Here is a 13,782-nt window from a genome sequence, read left to right on the forward strand (position 1 = left end):
GGCACGCCATGCAGACCCAGATCACAGTCGCGACCACCGGCCCCGGCCTTTACGAGATCACCGAGGAAGCGCTCGCCTTCGTTCGCGAGGCGCGGGTGGATGCCGGCCTGCTGACGCTGTTCGTGCGGCACACCTCCTGCTCGCTGCTGATCCAGGAAAACGCCGACCCGGACGTGCGGCGCGACCTCGACGCCTTCTTCCGTCGGCTGGTGCCGCCCGCCGATGACCCATCCATGGGCTGGGTGGTTCATACGACGGAGGGGCCGGACGATATGCCGGCGCACCTCAAGGCGGCGCTGACGGCGGTTTCGCTATCGATCCCGGTGGTGGGGGGGCTGCCGGCGCTGGGCACATGGCAGGGCATCTACCTGTTCGAGCACCGCGAGCGGCCGCATCGGCGCGAGATCGTGCTGCACTTGAGCGCATGATGGCGGTTTCCCTTGGCGCGCCGCTGCCGTTATAGATAAGGCAGTCGGTAGCGGCTGCGCCGTTCGCGCGGCCTGACGGGAGAATTCTGCGATGTCGTTCTGGAAGAAGCTTTTCGGTGGTAGTGGTGGCGAGGCGGCAGAGGAAGCCGCAGGCGAACCCGTGGAGCATAACGGCTTCACCATTCGCGCCACGCCCTTCACCGAGGGCGGCCAGTACCAGACCTGCGGGGTCATCAGCAAGGAGATCGGCGGCGAGGTGAAGGAGCATCGCTTCATCCGCGCCGACCGGTTCGCCGCGAAGCAGGATGCGATCGACGTGACCTTGCGCAAGGCTAGGCAGGTCATCGACGAGCAGGGCGAAAAGATCTTTGGCTGATATTCTGCGATATGCCGTTCTGGCAGCGCTGGTGGCCGCCGTTTCGGCTTGCACGGTCTATGGCGGCGCGGCGACGGCACGCGTCAGCGGAACGTCGGTTGAAACAGCGTCGAGAAGCGCCAGCGTCGGGACGCAGGGCGTCGAAACGCGCTCCAGCCGGACACGTACGGAACTGATATTGCCTGAATAGACCCGCCGGGCCGGGAGGAGGATTTCATGTCGCTCAAGGGAAAGACGCTGTTCATCTCGGGTGGCTCGCGCGGGATCGGGCTTGCGATTGCGCTCAGGGCCGCGCGCGACGGCGCCAACGTGACCATTGCGGCCAAGACGGCCGAGCCGCACCCGAAACTGCCGGGCACCATCTATTCGGCGGTGGAGGAGATCGAGGTGGCGGGCGGCCGTGGGTTGCCGGTGCTGTGCGACATCCGCGAAGAGGAGCAGGTTTCAGCCGCGGTGAAGAAGACGGTCGAGGCTTTCGGCGGCATCGACATCTGCGTCAACAATGCCAGCGCGATCCAGCTTACCGGCACGCTTCAGACGGACATGAAGCGCTTCGACCTGATGCACCAGATCAACACGCGCGGGACGTTCCTCGTCTCCAAAATGTGTATTCCGCACTTGAAGTTGTCGGATAATCCTCACATTCTGAATCTGGCGCCGCCGCTCGACATGGAGGCCAAGTGGTTCAAGAACCACGTGGCCTACACGATGGCGAAGTTCGGCATGTCGATGTGCACGCTGGGTATGAGCGCCGAGTTTGCCGGCGACGGCATTGCCGTGAACTCGCTGTGGCCGCTGACGGCCATCGACACGGCCGCCGTGCGTAACCTGCTCGGCGGCGAGGCGGTGGCTGCGATGAGCCGCTCGCCGCAAATCATGGCGGATGCAGCCCACGCCATCCTGACGCGGCCGTCGCGCGAGGCGACAGGGAACTTTTTCATCGACGAGGAGGTGCTGCGCGCGGAGGGCGTGACCGACTTCTCCGCCTATGCGCCGGGCGCCACAGGCCCGCTCGCGGCCGATTTCTTCGTGCCGGACGAGGTGCTGGCACGGACGGGGACGAAGCTGGCGGGGACGTTCAGCTAGAAACGACCGCCATAAGAGCCTGCGACAGTTCGGCGGCGTTCTCGGCTCCGAGATGGCCCGCAACCCGGACCACGCGCGAGACATCTACGGTGGCGATCTTCCACGGGCGTATGACGGACGGCGCCAGCAGTCCAGTGTCGTTGTCCTGCGGGATAGGGATGTCGCACTCCCATCCCGAATTTGCGGCGCTGGTTATCATCGCAACCCAGATGATGCCGTGCCGGTCGGCCGTCTCCGGTTTGGAGATCACCACGGCCGGGCGGCGCTTCTCGGCAAGACGATCGGCATAGGGAAAAGGCAGGACGACCACGTCCCACTGGCGCGGGACGGGCGCGCTTTCAGAGGTCGGCATAGGCCTCGTCGTCAGCCTCGGTTGCCCACTCGGAGAACGTGGCGAACGGATCGTCTTCTCGCGTCCTCGCCTTTTCGATCAAGATGCCATCGACCGTTTCGACATAACGCAGAACGTCGCCCGGTCCCACGCCCAGCCTTTCGCGGACGGCGGAGGGGATGATCGTCCTGCTCCTGGAGGTAAGCCTTGATGTGAAGCGTCTTCTGCTCATGGTGATAAAATGTCCTGCGGCCACGCCGATTTCAAGGCGGCTCACATAAACATCAGTCCCTGCACGAAATCCGGCACGAGCTGCGTGGCCTTGAGTGCTGCCTTGAGGTCTGAGCGGACGGGCGTGGGAAGCGTTGCGATCTCGACCTTGTTGGAGACTGGGATGCCGGCTTCGAGGTCGCGGCTTTGCTGCTCCAGCATCAGTGTCATGAACAGGCGATGCGCCTCGAGCAGCCTCGCGATCTCGCCGACATTGCCGAGGCCGCGTTCGGCAAGGCCTTCTAGCCTTTGGCGGGTAGAACGGCGGCGGATGTCGTGGCGGATTGCCAGGACGCGGGCGGCAGCGACGATCGGGAAAAGGCCGTGCAGCTTGAGATCGATGCGGCCCTCATCGGTCCGGATATTTCCGAGCAGTGTGAACGGGTTCGAGGCGGAAAACAGCTTTTCGCCCATCAGCTTGGCGAAGACCGGCTGGTTGGCGGCCGCATCGAAAGCGCTATCGAACAGCCGCGCGCCGAGCGACAGGTCGCCATGGACCGGGCGCTGGTCGAAGACGATGTCGACGTTGAGCAGGTCGGCGCCGTTCGACCGCCCCACCCAGTCGGCGATGCGAGCCTGCCAGGTTTCCCGCGAACCGCGCCAGGCTTCGTTTCTGGCCATGACGCCGCCGGTGCAATAGGGGATACCGGCGGTGTCGAGGATGTCCGAGACGTGGCTGCCGAGTTGGGCGAACCAGCGGCAGGCTTCGCTGCCCGGAGCGCCTTCGGTAAAGACGATGGCGTTGTCCTGATCAGGCGCAAGCAGGCTTTCGCCGCGCCCGCCGGAACCCAGCACCAGAAGCGCGTAGGGGCATGGCGGAGAACCGTGGCCGGCCTCCTTCATCGCGGTCTCGGCGAGTTCGGCCGCGCGGCGCGTCATCACGCGCACCTCCTCGCTGACGACGCCGGCGATGATGCGGGCGTCAAGCTCCTCGGCACCGAGACTGCGGGCGACAGCGGGCAAGGTCGCCCAGGCCTGAGCCATGGCTTTGGCGCTGCTGGCCGAACCGATGGCATCGTCGAGGCTGATCGCCGCGCCGGCGCGCAGACGCAGGAGGTCGCGCGCGGAAATGACGCCGACGAGCCTGTCGCCTTCGTCGCGCACCGCCAGGTGGCGGATGTGCAGCCGCTCCATGCGGCCGACGGCGCGATAGACAAAGGCTTCGGCGGCGATGCTGGCGAGCGGACGCGTGGCGATCTCGCCGGCCGACATGTCCAGCGCCTGCGCACCATGGGCGGCGATGCGGCGCATCACGTCGCGCTCGGTGACGATGCCGTAGGCGGACAGCGGTCCATCGGGCGTGCCGTCGGCCGACACGAAGATCGAGCTGATGCGGCGTTCGGCCATCAGGTCGACGGCGTCTTTCGCCGTGGCGTTTTCCGCGATCGCCACGACCGGACTGGCCATCAGGTCGTCGACGCGGTGGCTGTAGGCATAGGGGTCGATCGCGCCGGTGGAGGTGGACAGGTCCGGGCGGGAAACCGGTTCGACCCAGCCGGCACGGTGACCGTCTTCAAGCCGGGTGGACAGGCCCAGGCAGGCGCGTTCCGCTTCGGCGAGCGTTCGCACGTGGCGTTCGGCGAGGTGAGGCAGCAATGCGACGAAAATCTCGGCGGCGGCGCGCGCATCGCCCTTTGCGCTGTGACGGCCGGAAATGGAAATGCCGAGCCAGCTTGCCAGCGTATCCAGCGATTGGTCATGAAGGCGGGGGTTTGCGACCACACCGAGCAGGCGTACGCAGAGCGAGCGGGGTTTCGCCCACGGCAGGCCCGCGCGCGTGGCCTCGCCCTGAAGTACAGCCAGGTCGAAGCCCATCGAATGACCGACGAGCACCCGACCGGCGCGGAACGCGGAGAAGGCGGCAAACACCTCGGCGAAGGAGGGAGCGTCCCGGACATCGCCGTCGCGAATGCCGTGGATCTCGCTCGATGCTTCGGGGATAGGCTCGCCCGGGTCTATCAGTGTCTCGAAAGCTTCGTCTGGCTTGACCCGGCCCAGTTCGATGCCGATGCCGGCGAGTTGAATGATGCGTGCCCGCGCGGTGTCGAGGCCGGTCGTCTCCGTGTCGATGGCAACCGCCTCGAGTGCGGCAAGCGGCATGGCTCCGCTGATGGGCTTCATCGGTTTCCTCCCTCCGCCACACTGTCGCACCGCGCGATGCGTTCGTCACCGGGACGAAAGTTCAACGCCCAAATGAAAAGCCCGGCCGGGGAGGGGGATCCGGCCGGGCTTTCGCCATCATTCCCGTCTGGCGGGAACGGGGCAGGGAACTATCGGCTCGCCACCGGCGAGACGAGGGGCGTGATGCGGCGTATGGCAACGCGGCGGTTCTCACGCGCAGGCTCTTCCGTATCCATCTTCAGATAGGTTTCGCCATAGCCCTGTGTAACCAGATTTTCGGGCGGAATTGCGAACACGTTGGTCAGTGCGATCGCAACCGATTCCGCACGCTGGTCTGACAGGGCCAGATTCGCCTCGTCGGAACCGACAGCATCCGTATGGCCTTCGATCAGGAAGGTTTCCGCCGGATTTTCCTCCAGCAGGCGCTCCATCGCGGTTGCCACACCTTCGAGGCGCGGAATCTCGCTCTCGGAGATCGAAGCGGAGCCGAACTCGAAGGTGATGGTGTCGAGATCGACGCGGCGCACACTGTCGCGAACGCGGGCCGAATACTTCACCTCATCGACGGTGTAGAGGCGACGCACCGGCTCGACCGGCGGCTGGTCGAGGAACTGGTAGTAGGCGTCCTCGTTCTGCACGCGGCGGGCGTCGAGAATGTACTCGTCGCGCGGGATGGTGAGGCGCAACGGCGGCAGGTCTCGGGCCGGGTCGCGCCATTCGCGGCGTTCCTCGCGGTCGCGGCGATCGGTATAGACCAGCACGTATTCCTGACCGTCGGGCATGAAGCGCGAACGGCGGACCACGTCGCCATAGCGATCGCGCACCGTCACGACCTGCACGCCGTTGGGGCGCACAATCGTCTCACGGACACGGCCTCGCGGCAGCTCCTCGTAGTAGACCTCGTCGGCGTCGCGGCCGATACGCTCGCGATCGTCGCTCTGAACCACGACTTGGTTGTTGAGCTGGATCACGAAGCGGTCACCGATCTCGCGTAGAACATCGGTACCTTCGCGGCGCTCGCCACGGTCACGACGTTCGATGCGGCGACCTTCCTCGGCGCGAAGCGACTCGACTTCGACAGGTTCCTCAAGCTTCTGCGCTTCGGCATCCGACGCGGGCGGAGGCCCGGCTTCTTCCTCGAAGGTCAAGCCCTGCTCTTCCGTTTCGCCTTCGCCTTCCGGCTGCTGCTGCGCGGCATCACCTTCCTTCTGGCTGTCGAGGATCGGGGCTTCCTCGCCGGTCGCCTCCTCGTCAGGCGCACCCTCGCCAGACGGGACAGGCTGCGGCTCATCGGCCGGAACAGCCGCGCCTTCACCGGAAGGGATGGGCTGTGGCTTGTCGGTCGGGACGGGTTCGCCCTCGCCGGACGGGATCGGCTGCGGTTCGTCAGCCGGGGCCTGCTCCTCCTCGAACTGGAGACCGGGCTCATCAGCCTGAGGAGCTTCCTCCTCGGCTGCGGGCTCCTGCGCAGGCGCTGGCTCGGGCGTCGGAGCGGGCTCATCGGCTTCCGGAGCGGGTGCTTCCTCTGCGGCCGGAGCTTCCCCGGGCTGCTCGTCTGCGGCCGGAGCTTCTTCTTCCATGGCCGGCTCTTCTTCGGCGGGTGCAGGGGCAGCCTCAGGTGCCGGTGCGGCCTCTTCGGCGGGTGCCTCCTCATCCTGCTCGAACTGCAGGCCGGGCTCGTCATCGGGCGCTGGCGCGGCTTCGGGTTCCGGCGCTGCCTCTGGCTCAGGCGCAGGTTCGGCCGCCGGCTCTTCAGCGGGTGCTGCCTCGGCCGGTGCAGGCGCTTCCTCCGCGGCGGGCGGTGCTTCTTCCGCAGGTGCTGCTTCCTCGGCGGGAGCCTGCTCTTCTGCGGCCGGCGCCTCTTCCTTTGCCTTTTCCTCGGCCTCGCGCTGACGCTTCAGCAGTTCTTCTTCGCTGAGCTGCTCGTCTGCCTGGGCAAGAACAACCGGTGCGGTCGCGCGCGCCTCGCTCACCTTCATTGCTGCCACGGATGGCGCGGCCTGAGCCTGTGCTGCGGCCATGACCAGCGCCAAGGCTGTGCCTGTGAGGATGGGTGCTCGTTTCATCGTGCGGTAAACTCCTGTCCGATCGTCCCGTTCGCCACAGCAACTCGACGCGCCTCCAATGGTTCCGCCGAAGGGGCGAGATGGTCGAAAGCCGGGCAATTTCGCGGCGAAAGCAAGGCGCGTCTCCATGGCGCTTGACCGGACGGGCTCAAGCGCGCAAACCGGCCCGATGACGCAGCCATTCTGGAAAACGAAGACGCTCGAGGCGATGACGCCGCAGGAATGGGAGGCGCTGTGCGACGGGTGCGGCAAATGCTGCCTTTCCAAGCTAGAGGACGAGGATAGCGGCGAGATCTACTGGACGAGCGTCGCCTGCCGGATGTTCGATGTGGATGCCTGCCGCTGCCACGACTACGAACACCGACTGGCGGTGGTGCCGGACTGCGTGGGGCTGACACCTCAGAACGTGCCAACCATCCGGTGGCTGCCGCAGACATGCGCCTATCGGCTGGTTGCGGAAGGCCGCGACCTCTACTGGTGGCATCATCTCGTTTCCGGCAGTCGCGAGACCGTGCACGAGGCAGGCGTTTCCGTGCGCGGCAAGGTGACGGCCAGCGAGACCGACCTTGCCGAACCGGAGGACTATTTCGATTATATGCTGGATGAGGAGCCCTGAAGCCGGCGACACGTCGCTGCCACGGCTTCCGCTGCCGTTTTCCATCCATCCGACTTGCCGCGCGGTGGCTAGAAAAAAACCAGACTGCAGAAAAGGACCAGACCGACATGAGCGAAGCCGAGACCCGCACGCTGATCGAGCGCTACGTCGCCGCCTTCAATTCGGGCGACCGGGACGCCATGCTGGCCTGTCTTTCCGAGGACGTCGCCCATGACATCAACCAGGGCGGTCGCGAGATCGGCAAGGAAAAGTTCCGGTGGTTCCTCGGCATGATGGACGGGCACTATCGCGAGGAACTGTCGGACGTGGCGATCATGGTCAACCAGGGCGGCGGCCGCGCCGCGGCCGAATTCACCGTACGCGGGACCTATCTCGCAACGGCGGAGGGGCTGCCCGAGGCCAATGGCCAGACCTATTCGCTACCGGCCGGCATCTTCTTCGAGATCGATGACGGGCTCATCTCGCGCGTGACCACCTATTACAACCTTGCTGACTGGACCGCACAGGTGGCGAAGGACTGAACGGGTGGACGTGCGCAGGCTCGCCCGCGCGGAAGCCGAAGCGGCCTTCGACGATCTCGCGCGGCTGCGGATCACGGTCTTCCGCGATTATCCATATCTTTACGAAGGCGACCTCGACTACGAGCGGCGCTACCTTGCGACCTATATGGAATCTACGGGCGCTGTCGTGATTGGTGCCTTCGACGAGAACCGGCTCGTGGGGGCAGCGACGGCCTCGCCGCTCAACGATCATTTCGAGGCATTTGCGGAACCGTTCGCGAAGCGCGGGCTGGACCCCGCGAATTTCTTCTACTTCGGCGAATCGGTGCTGGAGAAGCGCTATCGCGGGCAGGGGGTCGGGGTGCAGTTCTTCGAGGAACGCGAAAAGGCGGCGGCGGAAGCTGGCTTTGACGCCTGCGTCTTCTCCGCCGTCATAAGGCCGGCGGATCATCCGTTACGGCCGGCCGGCTATCGACCACTCGACGATTTCTGGCGGCACCGGGGCTATGCCCGCATCGAGGGGCTGACCACCGGATTCTCCTGGCGCGATGTCGGGCAGGCGCAAGAGACAGTCAAGACAATGGAATACTGGACAAGGCGGATCGACCGGGCCGGCTGAACGCAGGATGAACGGGCGGTTCGCGGCAGGTTCAGCTTGCCGGTGGCAGTGTGCGGCCCATCGCAACACGCACAGCGCTTCCGGAGACGACCATGCTGAAGATCATCAAAACCGCCGCCCTTTCCACCCTTATCGGCCTCGGAGCACTGTCGGCCATGCCGGCTGTCGCGCAGGCGCAGAACGGCGGCATCTATTTCGGGTTCGGCAATTCCGGTCCCAATGTCGGGCTTCATTTCGAGGATCGCGGCCGTCATGATTATCGCGAACGCCGCGGTTATCGCGACCATCGCCGCCACGCCTATCGCGACCGTGGCTGCTCGCCCCGGGAGGCGGTTCGCAAGGCCTATCGCATGGGCCTGCGCGACGTTCGCGTGATCGGTTCCGGCCCGCGCACAGTGCGCGTGAAGGGTCGCGGCCACGGCTACCGAACCGCGATCATTACCTTCGCCGACCGGCACAACTGCCCGGTGATCCGCTGATCGCGGGTATTTGAGGCGGAATTGGTGGGCCCGGAGGGACTCGAACCCCCAACCAAGCGGTTATGAGCCGCCGGCTCTAACCATTGAGCTACAGGCCCCACCGCCGCTGACCTAGTTGCTTTTTTGCTTCGGCACAAGACTGCCGCCGCAATCCACCCATAATCGCTTCCTATGCCGATCCCGTCTCGGGAAAACAACTTATTGGAGAACCAGATGAACCGCAGATACCTGCCGATGCTGCTCGCGGCAGCGATGACCCTGCCAGGAGTGGCCATGGCTCAGGACTCTCAACCCCGGAATACCCCGCGCGTCGTTGTGACCGGTGAAGGCGAGACCGCTATCGCGCCCGACATAGCGATTGTCAGCCTCGCGGTGATGCGGGAAGCCGAGACCGCGCGCGATGCGCTCGACGCCAACAACGAGGCCATGAGTGCCGTCATCAAGGCCATGAAGGATGCGGGTATCGAGCAGCGCGATATCCAGACCGCCGGCCTGCAGATCAACCCGCGCTATGTCTACCCGCAGAACAATTCTGGCGAAGAGCAGCCTCGGATAGTCGCCTATCAGGTCTCCAACACGCTGACGGTGCGCGTGCGTGACATCGCGACGGTGGGTGAGGTAATCGATCGCTCCGTGACGCTTGGCGTCAACCAGGGCGGCAACATCACTTTCATCAACGACGATCCGGCAGCCGCCACCACCGAGGCGCGCAAGCGCGCGGTCGAGGACGCGATGGCCCGTGCCCGGACGCTTGCCGAAGCCGCCGGCGTCGAGCTCGGGGGCATCCTGGAACTCTCGGAGCAGTCCTTCGCACCGCCGCCGATGCCGCTCGGCGCCAAGGCCTATCGGATGGAGGCGGCTTCCGACGCGGTGCCCGTCGAGGCGGGCGAAAACACCTACAGGGTTCAGGTCAACGTGACCTTCGAAATCAAGCAGTAACAGAACAGGGCCGGCGCGAAGCCGGCCCTTTTTCGTTGGGCGAATGGCCAAAAATCCCGGACGGCGATCGTCGCCGTGGTTTGATACGACGATTGCACGCGTGCTATAGGCAGGCGCGCCCGTGAGGCCGCAGCACGGCGACGGGCGGTGCTGTTGAAACCTGTCAGGAGGTCGAGTTGGTGGTGACAACAAGCGTTAGCGGGGCTGGGGCCCGCGTGGAAGGCGTCGGCCCTGTCGGAAACGCAAGCGCGCTAACGCTTAAGTTGGCGCTGGTCGCGTCGGCTTTGACACTCCTTTCGGCCTGCGGCTCATCGGGTCCGATGTATCGCGGCGCGCCCCCGGCGGGCATGACCGACGCCGAGTACCGATGCCAGCTGGACCGGTCGCAGTGTCCCGTCCAGATGTCGTGGCCGGAAATGAAGGGGCCCACCGGCGATATGGGCGCCCCCAAGTAGAGGCAGCCCTTCATGACGCTATCCCGGTAGATGCGGGCGGAAGCCGAAAGCGCCGGGGAGTGCCGGCATCATGTCGCGTGAAAGAATGCCCGACAGCCGTGCGAAGGCTCGGAAGGCCTGTTGAGCTTTTTCGGCTGCCTCGACATCGACCGTCGCGGCAAAACAGGCCTTCAAGGCCGCTTCGTAGACCCGGCCCTGATGATGCGGCCATGCCAGCAGGAGATCCAGCGCCTGCTCGGCGCTGTAGACTTCACTGATCGGTTCGCCCGGTGCTGACTGGATACGCACCGGCAAGCGGAATTGTGCGGCGTCCATCTGACTTTTTCCCTGTATCTTTTTGGGCAAAACGCACGACACGGCATTGAGTTGCGACAGGGGTGCGGGGCGGGATGGTCAGGACTGCGCGACCGAAGGTGCCCGGACGCGCGTTGATTCGAGGGGCTGGCCCTGCCGATCCCAGTCCTCCCAAGCGGGAAAAGCGAGCGTGGGTGCTCTTCCGATGGTTTCCAGCCGATGCTGCCAGCGATCGAGCTGCGTGGTGAGTCTGGTCGAGAGGCTGTCGTCCTGTTCGTAAACATAGCCGTGCCCCTGCACACCGAAGGTCCAGAACGGGGCGAGCACCGTAAAGCCCATATAGTGGAGCGAATAGTGCAGCGGCCACAGCATGGTTTCCGGGTCGCCGCCCCGTGCGCCTGGACCGAACGCCGCTTCGGGCGCGCCCGTTGTGATCGATAGAATTGCCCTGCGACCGCGAAAATGGCCCGCGTCGTAGCGCTTGCGGCTGGTGTAGAGCCCGCCATTCATGAACACGCGGTCGAACCAGCCTTTCAACATGGCGGGCGGCCCGTGCCACCAGAGCGGGAACTGGATGACCAGCAGATCGGCCTTCGAAAGCGCCTCGATTTCACGGGCCACATCAATAGGCACGGTGTCGGTCTGCCATGCGTGGCGTTGCTCTGCGAGCGCGGAGAAGGCCGCTGGGTCGGAGCGATTGCGATAGTGCTCCGCCGCCTCGACGGGATCGAAACGGGACGCGTAGAGATCCGATACGGTGACTGCTGCGCCGGTCGCCTTAAGGATGGTTCTCGCGCGCTGCGTCAGCGCGGCGTTGAACGAGGCGGGTTCCGGATGAACGTGAACGATGTGAGCCTGCATGTCGATCTCCCGATCTCTTGTCCAGGAGAGGGTAATGTGTTCAATTTTGTTTATCGATAGACAGAAGTGGCGACGGGAGTTTCAGAATTGAAAGGAGCGATGGACTGGCCCGATTATTCCGTGCTGCTGGCGATTGCCGAATCGGGGTCGCTGGCGGCAGCGGCGCGTTCGACGGGCCAAAGCCATCCGACGATGATGCGTCGCCTCAACGCCATCGAGGCGCGGCTCGACGCGCGCGTATTCGAACGGTTTCGCGACGGGTATCAGCCGACCGTGGCGGGCGAGGCGCTTCTGAAGGCGGCGCGCGACATGCGCGAGATCGCAACGGAGGCCGAACGCAAAGTGGCCGGACGCGACAATCGTCCGACCGGCAGCGTCGTCCTGACGACGACGGATACGCTGTTTGCCAGCTTGCTCGCGCCGATACTTGCGCCTTTCCGAAATGCTTTTCCGGGCATTGTGCTCGATATACGCGTTTCGAACGATGTGTACGATCTGGCGCGTCGCGATGCCGAGATCGCGCTGCGGCCGTCTTCGGACCCGGAGCTCAATCTGGCGGGGCGGCGGCTGGGGCTCATCCGGCAGGCCCTGTACGTGCCGGCGGAAACGAACGGGACTGTCGATAAGGTGCCGATGCTGGGTCTGTCGGCAGACATGCCTTATGGCGCGCTTCACGCGTGGATGAAGGGTGCGGGACTGGATGCGCGTTGCGTGCTGCGCTTCAACTCCATTCTTTCGATGTATAACGCCGCGCGTATCGGTGCGGGAGCGGCGATCCTGCCGACCTATCTCGCCGATGACGATGCGTCGCTGCGCAGGACAGGCGAACCCATCGCGGCGCTGGAGACGGAGCTCTGGCTGCTCGTTCATCCCGATCTCAGGAAGACGGCGCGCGTTCGCGCCGTTCTCGACTATCTCGCCGGCAATATCCGTCTCGACTGACGGGCACGTGCCGGTCGCGGCCATTCGACCGCGCCCGGCGTCGACGGATCAATCGTCAAGTACGAAGGTGACTTTGAGGATGACCTTGTAGGATGCGATCCGGCCGTTCTCCACGGTCACTTCCTGATCCTTGACCCATGCGCCCTTGAGGTTGCGCAGGGTGTTCCCGGCACGTTCGATGCCGACATTGATGGCGTCCTCGAAGCTTTTGGTCGATGTCGAGGAGATTTCAGTGATGCGTGCTACGGACATGGTCTTCTCCCTTGCTGCCCCACCCAGTCTCGCAACGGGTGCCAACGGCGATCGTTCCGTAGCGGCTTGCCCGCGTCGGGCGGCGCGTGCTCAATGGCGGCGCCAGGGCAAATGGAGGCGCAGGTGGCGAAAACGGTTGGCGTGATCCTCGCGGGCGGCCGCGCTTCACGCATGGGCGGCGGCGACAAGGCATTGCTCGAGTTGGGCGAATCGACCCTGCTCGACCACGTGATCGCCCGGCTGCGACCGCAATGCGCGGCGCTGGCCATCAACGCCAATGGCGACCCGGCCCGCTTTGCGCGTTTAGGCCTTCCAGTAATTGCAGACACGATCGGCGGCCTGCCGGGGCCGCTGGCTGGCATTCTGGCCGGGATGGAGTGGGCCGCCGCGCGTGGCGGCGATTCGCTGGTTTCGGCCGCAGGGGACACGCCGTTCCTGCCGGGCGACCTCGCTGAACGTCTAAGGGATGCCGGTGGCGGTGGGTTGGCGCTTGCGGCCTCCGTCGATGGCGAGGGCGTGCAGCGGCTCCATCCGACCTTCGGCCTGTGGCCGGTGGCATTGCGTGGGGATTTGCGGGCCGCGCTGGAGCGTGGGGAGCGCAAGGTCGCCACATGGGCGCAGAATCACGGCGCTGCCGTTGCGCAGTTTGCTGCCGGGGAGGGCACGGATCCGTTCTTCAACGTCAACACACCCAACGACCTTGAGCGCGCGCGCGCGCTGCTTGCCTCGAATCCTGCCTGAACTCAGGTGATGAAGGCGACGGTCGAGGCGATGGCCATGACCACCGCGACAAGGATGAGCACGGCAAGAAGGCGAGGCAAACCGAAGACCATCGCATAGCCCGCAACCCACGCGGCCGTGGCGGCGCCGAGCGCGTAAAGGAAGGTGCTGCGGTCGCCGGCGGCGATGCCGGCCGCCATCAGCCCGCCTACGGCCAATGCACCGAACACGACGATGATGGCGATGGCGTATCTTTCGAGGTCGTTTTCCATTGTCTGTCCCTTGGCGCATGCGGAAAGGAAACGGCTGGCAACGTTCTGACAATCAATCGCGGCGCACACAAGACCATCGTTGCGCAAAACGTGTGGGGGGTGCGTTGAAGCTGAGGGCCGCAGGTGCGATTGTCTCCCGCTACGCCGGAGGAGGG

19 protein-coding genes and 1 tRNA gene are annotated in these 13,782 nt (G+C 65.1%); 11 read left to right on the forward strand and 9 right to left on the reverse strand.

Translation table 11 applies throughout. From position 1 onward, the window contains the following. The first annotated feature begins 8 nt into the window (after nucleotides 1–8). The 4 genes from V1479_RS18375 to V1479_RS18390 all read left to right on the forward strand — a co-directional run bounded on the left by V1479_RS18375 (nucleotide 9) and on the right by V1479_RS18390 (nucleotide 1,890). Nucleotides 9–428: a secondary thiamine-phosphate synthase enzyme YjbQ gene (locus V1479_RS18375; RefSeq protein ID WP_368804219.1), complete on the forward strand. Its 420-nt coding sequence runs from the start codon at nucleotides 9–11 to the stop codon at nucleotides 426–428. 91 nt (nucleotides 429–519) lie between these two features. Continuing rightward, nucleotides 520–804: an HlyU family transcriptional regulator gene (locus V1479_RS18380; protein WP_368804220.1), complete on the forward strand. Its 285-nt coding sequence runs from the start codon at nucleotides 520–522 to the stop codon at nucleotides 802–804. Next, the gene (locus tag V1479_RS18385; RefSeq protein WP_368804221.1) at nucleotides 797–994 is read left to right on the forward strand and encodes a hypothetical protein; all 198 of its coding nucleotides are present in this window, start codon (nucleotides 797–799) and stop codon (nucleotides 992–994) included. The genes V1479_RS18380 and V1479_RS18385 overlap by 8 nt, the downstream gene beginning before the upstream one ends. Before the next feature lie 26 nt (nucleotides 995–1,020). Further along, entirely contained in the window at nucleotides 1,021–1,890 is an 870-nt protein-coding gene (locus V1479_RS18390; RefSeq protein ID WP_368804222.1) for an SDR family oxidoreductase, read from the forward strand. Here V1479_RS18390 and V1479_RS18395 read toward each other — a convergent pair. The 4 genes from V1479_RS18395 to V1479_RS18410 form a co-directional block, all read right to left on the reverse strand. After that, the gene (locus V1479_RS18395) at nucleotides 1,883–2,242 is read right to left on the reverse strand and encodes a type II toxin-antitoxin system PemK/MazF family toxin (protein WP_368804223.1); all 360 of its coding nucleotides are present in this window, start codon (nucleotides 2,240–2,242) and stop codon (nucleotides 1,883–1,885) included. The genes V1479_RS18390 and V1479_RS18395 overlap by 8 nt on opposite strands. After that, nucleotides 2,229–2,453: an AbrB/MazE/SpoVT family DNA-binding domain-containing protein gene (locus tag V1479_RS18400; protein WP_368804224.1), complete on the reverse strand. Its 225-nt coding sequence runs from the start codon at nucleotides 2,451–2,453 to the stop codon at nucleotides 2,229–2,231. Before V1479_RS18400 ends, V1479_RS18395 begins: the two co-directional genes overlap by 14 nt. 41 nt (nucleotides 2,454–2,494) lie before the next feature. Continuing rightward, nucleotides 2,495–4,612 carry a DUF294 nucleotidyltransferase-like domain-containing protein gene (locus V1479_RS18405; protein ID WP_368804225.1) on the reverse strand — a complete coding sequence of 706 codons (2,118 nt, stop codon included), beginning with the start codon at nucleotides 4,610–4,612 and terminating at the stop codon, nucleotides 2,495–2,497. A gap of 149 nt (nucleotides 4,613–4,761) precedes the next feature. Next, complete coding sequence (locus tag V1479_RS18410; RefSeq protein WP_368804226.1) at nucleotides 4,762–6,678, reverse strand: OmpA family protein; 1,917 nt, start codon at nucleotides 6,676–6,678, stop codon at nucleotides 4,762–4,764. A gap of 169 nt (nucleotides 6,679–6,847) precedes the next feature. On the opposite strand from V1479_RS18410, the gene V1479_RS18415 reads away from it, so the two are divergent. The 4 genes from V1479_RS18415 to V1479_RS18430 all read left to right on the forward strand — a co-directional run bounded on the left by V1479_RS18415 (nucleotide 6,848) and on the right by V1479_RS18430 (nucleotide 8,892). After that, a complete protein-coding gene (locus V1479_RS18415; RefSeq protein ID WP_368804576.1) occupies nucleotides 6,848–7,294 on the forward strand; it encodes a YcgN family cysteine cluster protein in 447 nt (148 codons plus the stop codon). Nucleotides 7,295–7,401: 107 nt separating this feature from the next. Then, the gene (locus V1479_RS18420; RefSeq protein ID WP_173192493.1) at nucleotides 7,402–7,815 is read left to right on the forward strand and encodes a ketosteroid isomerase-related protein; all 414 of its coding nucleotides are present in this window, start codon (nucleotides 7,402–7,404) and stop codon (nucleotides 7,813–7,815) included. A 4-nt stretch (nucleotides 7,816–7,819) separates the two neighbouring features. Then, a complete protein-coding gene (locus V1479_RS18425) occupies nucleotides 7,820–8,413 on the forward strand; it encodes a GNAT family N-acetyltransferase (protein ID WP_368804227.1) in 594 nt (197 codons plus the stop codon). Between the two features lie 92 nt (nucleotides 8,414–8,505). After that, nucleotides 8,506–8,892 carry a hypothetical protein gene (locus V1479_RS18430; RefSeq protein WP_368804228.1) on the forward strand — a complete coding sequence of 129 codons (387 nt, stop codon included), beginning with the start codon at nucleotides 8,506–8,508 and terminating at the stop codon, nucleotides 8,890–8,892. Nucleotides 8,893–8,914: 22 nt separating this feature from the next. Here V1479_RS18430 and V1479_RS18435 read toward each other — a convergent pair. Continuing rightward, nucleotides 8,915–8,990: transfer RNA gene (locus tag V1479_RS18435), tRNA-Ile, on the reverse strand. A gap of 115 nt (nucleotides 8,991–9,105) precedes the next feature. On the opposite strand from V1479_RS18435, the gene V1479_RS18440 reads away from it, so the two are divergent. Next, on the forward strand, nucleotides 9,106–9,831 hold the full coding sequence (locus V1479_RS18440; protein WP_368804229.1) for an SIMPL domain-containing protein: 726 nt from the start codon (nucleotides 9,106–9,108) through the stop codon (nucleotides 9,829–9,831). A 473-nt stretch (nucleotides 9,832–10,304) separates the two neighbouring features. Here V1479_RS18440 and V1479_RS18445 read toward each other — a convergent pair whose 3' ends face one another. Next, entirely contained in the window at nucleotides 10,305–10,601 is a 297-nt protein-coding gene (locus V1479_RS18445; protein ID WP_173192485.1) for a DUF982 domain-containing protein, read from the reverse strand. 78 nt (nucleotides 10,602–10,679) lie between these two features. Further along, nucleotides 10,680–11,441: an NAD(P)H-dependent oxidoreductase gene (locus V1479_RS18450; protein WP_368804230.1), complete on the reverse strand. Its 762-nt coding sequence runs from the start codon at nucleotides 11,439–11,441 to the stop codon at nucleotides 10,680–10,682. Between the two features lie 99 nt (nucleotides 11,442–11,540). Here V1479_RS18450 and V1479_RS18455 point away from each other — a divergent pair, with 99 nt between their 5' ends. Then, nucleotides 11,541–12,383 (forward strand): LysR family transcriptional regulator, encoded by an 843-nt coding sequence (locus tag V1479_RS18455; RefSeq protein WP_368804231.1) that lies wholly within the window; start codon nucleotides 11,541–11,543, stop codon nucleotides 12,381–12,383. 48 nt (nucleotides 12,384–12,431) lie between these two features. Here the strand turns inward: V1479_RS18455 and V1479_RS18460 are convergent, their stop codons facing one another. Beyond that, nucleotides 12,432–12,635: a dodecin family protein gene (locus V1479_RS18460; protein ID WP_173192479.1), complete on the reverse strand. Its 204-nt coding sequence runs from the start codon at nucleotides 12,633–12,635 to the stop codon at nucleotides 12,432–12,434. A gap of 123 nt (nucleotides 12,636–12,758) precedes the next feature. Between V1479_RS18460 and mobA the strand changes: the two genes are divergently transcribed. Beyond that, nucleotides 12,759–13,376 (forward strand): molybdenum cofactor guanylyltransferase MobA, encoded by a 618-nt coding sequence (gene mobA / locus V1479_RS18465; protein WP_438620674.1) that lies wholly within the window; start codon nucleotides 12,759–12,761, stop codon nucleotides 13,374–13,376. Nucleotides 13,377–13,378: 2 nt separating this feature from the next. Here the strand turns inward: mobA and V1479_RS18470 are convergent, their stop codons facing one another. Beyond that, nucleotides 13,379–13,627 carry a hypothetical protein gene (locus V1479_RS18470; RefSeq protein ID WP_173192475.1) on the reverse strand — a complete coding sequence of 83 codons (249 nt, stop codon included), beginning with the start codon at nucleotides 13,625–13,627 and terminating at the stop codon, nucleotides 13,379–13,381. Between the last annotated feature and the right edge of the window lie 155 nt (nucleotides 13,628–13,782).

This window comes from Neoaquamicrobium sediminum (assembly GCF_040970315.1).
GTDB lineage: Bacteria > Pseudomonadota > Alphaproteobacteria > Rhizobiales > Rhizobiaceae > Aerobium > Aerobium sediminum.

Coding starts and splice junctions, on each gene's coding strand:
- V1479_RS18375 (WP_368804219.1), top strand. CDS start 9: ATGCAGACCCAGATCACAGTCGCGACCACCGGCCCCGGCCTTTACGAG.
- V1479_RS18380 (WP_368804220.1), top strand. CDS start 520: ATGTCGTTCTGGAAGAAGCTTTTCGGTGGTAGTGGTGGCGAGGCGGCA.
- V1479_RS18390 (WP_368804222.1), top strand. CDS start 1,021: ATGTCGCTCAAGGGAAAGACGCTGTTCATCTCGGGTGGCTCGCGCGGG.
- V1479_RS18395 (WP_368804223.1), bottom strand. CDS start 2,242: ATGCCGACCTCTGAAAGCGCGCCCGTCCCGCGCCAGTGGGACGTGGTC.
- V1479_RS18400 (WP_368804224.1), bottom strand. CDS start 2,453: ATGAGCAGAAGACGCTTCACATCAAGGCTTACCTCCAGGAGCAGGACG.
- V1479_RS18405 (WP_368804225.1), bottom strand. CDS start 4,612: ATGAAGCCCATCAGCGGAGCCATGCCGCTTGCCGCACTCGAGGCGGTT.
- V1479_RS18410 (WP_368804226.1), bottom strand. CDS start 6,678: ATGAAACGAGCACCCATCCTCACAGGCACAGCCTTGGCGCTGGTCATG.
- V1479_RS18415 (WP_368804576.1), top strand. CDS start 6,848: ATGACGCAGCCATTCTGGAAAACGAAGACGCTCGAGGCGATGACGCCG.
- V1479_RS18420 (WP_173192493.1), top strand. CDS start 7,402: ATGAGCGAAGCCGAGACCCGCACGCTGATCGAGCGCTACGTCGCCGCC.
- V1479_RS18430 (WP_368804228.1), top strand. CDS start 8,506: ATGCTGAAGATCATCAAAACCGCCGCCCTTTCCACCCTTATCGGCCTC.
- V1479_RS18440 (WP_368804229.1), top strand. CDS start 9,106: ATGAACCGCAGATACCTGCCGATGCTGCTCGCGGCAGCGATGACCCTG.
- V1479_RS18445 (WP_173192485.1), bottom strand. CDS start 10,601: ATGGACGCCGCACAATTCCGCTTGCCGGTGCGTATCCAGTCAGCACCG.
- V1479_RS18450 (WP_368804230.1), bottom strand. CDS start 11,441: ATGCAGGCTCACATCGTTCACGTTCATCCGGAACCCGCCTCGTTCAAC.
- V1479_RS18455 (WP_368804231.1), top strand. CDS start 11,541: ATGGACTGGCCCGATTATTCCGTGCTGCTGGCGATTGCCGAATCGGGG.
- V1479_RS18460 (WP_173192479.1), bottom strand. CDS start 12,635: ATGTCCGTAGCACGCATCACTGAAATCTCCTCGACATCGACCAAAAGC.
- V1479_RS18470 (WP_173192475.1), bottom strand. CDS start 13,627: ATGGAAAACGACCTCGAAAGATACGCCATCGCCATCATCGTCGTGTTC.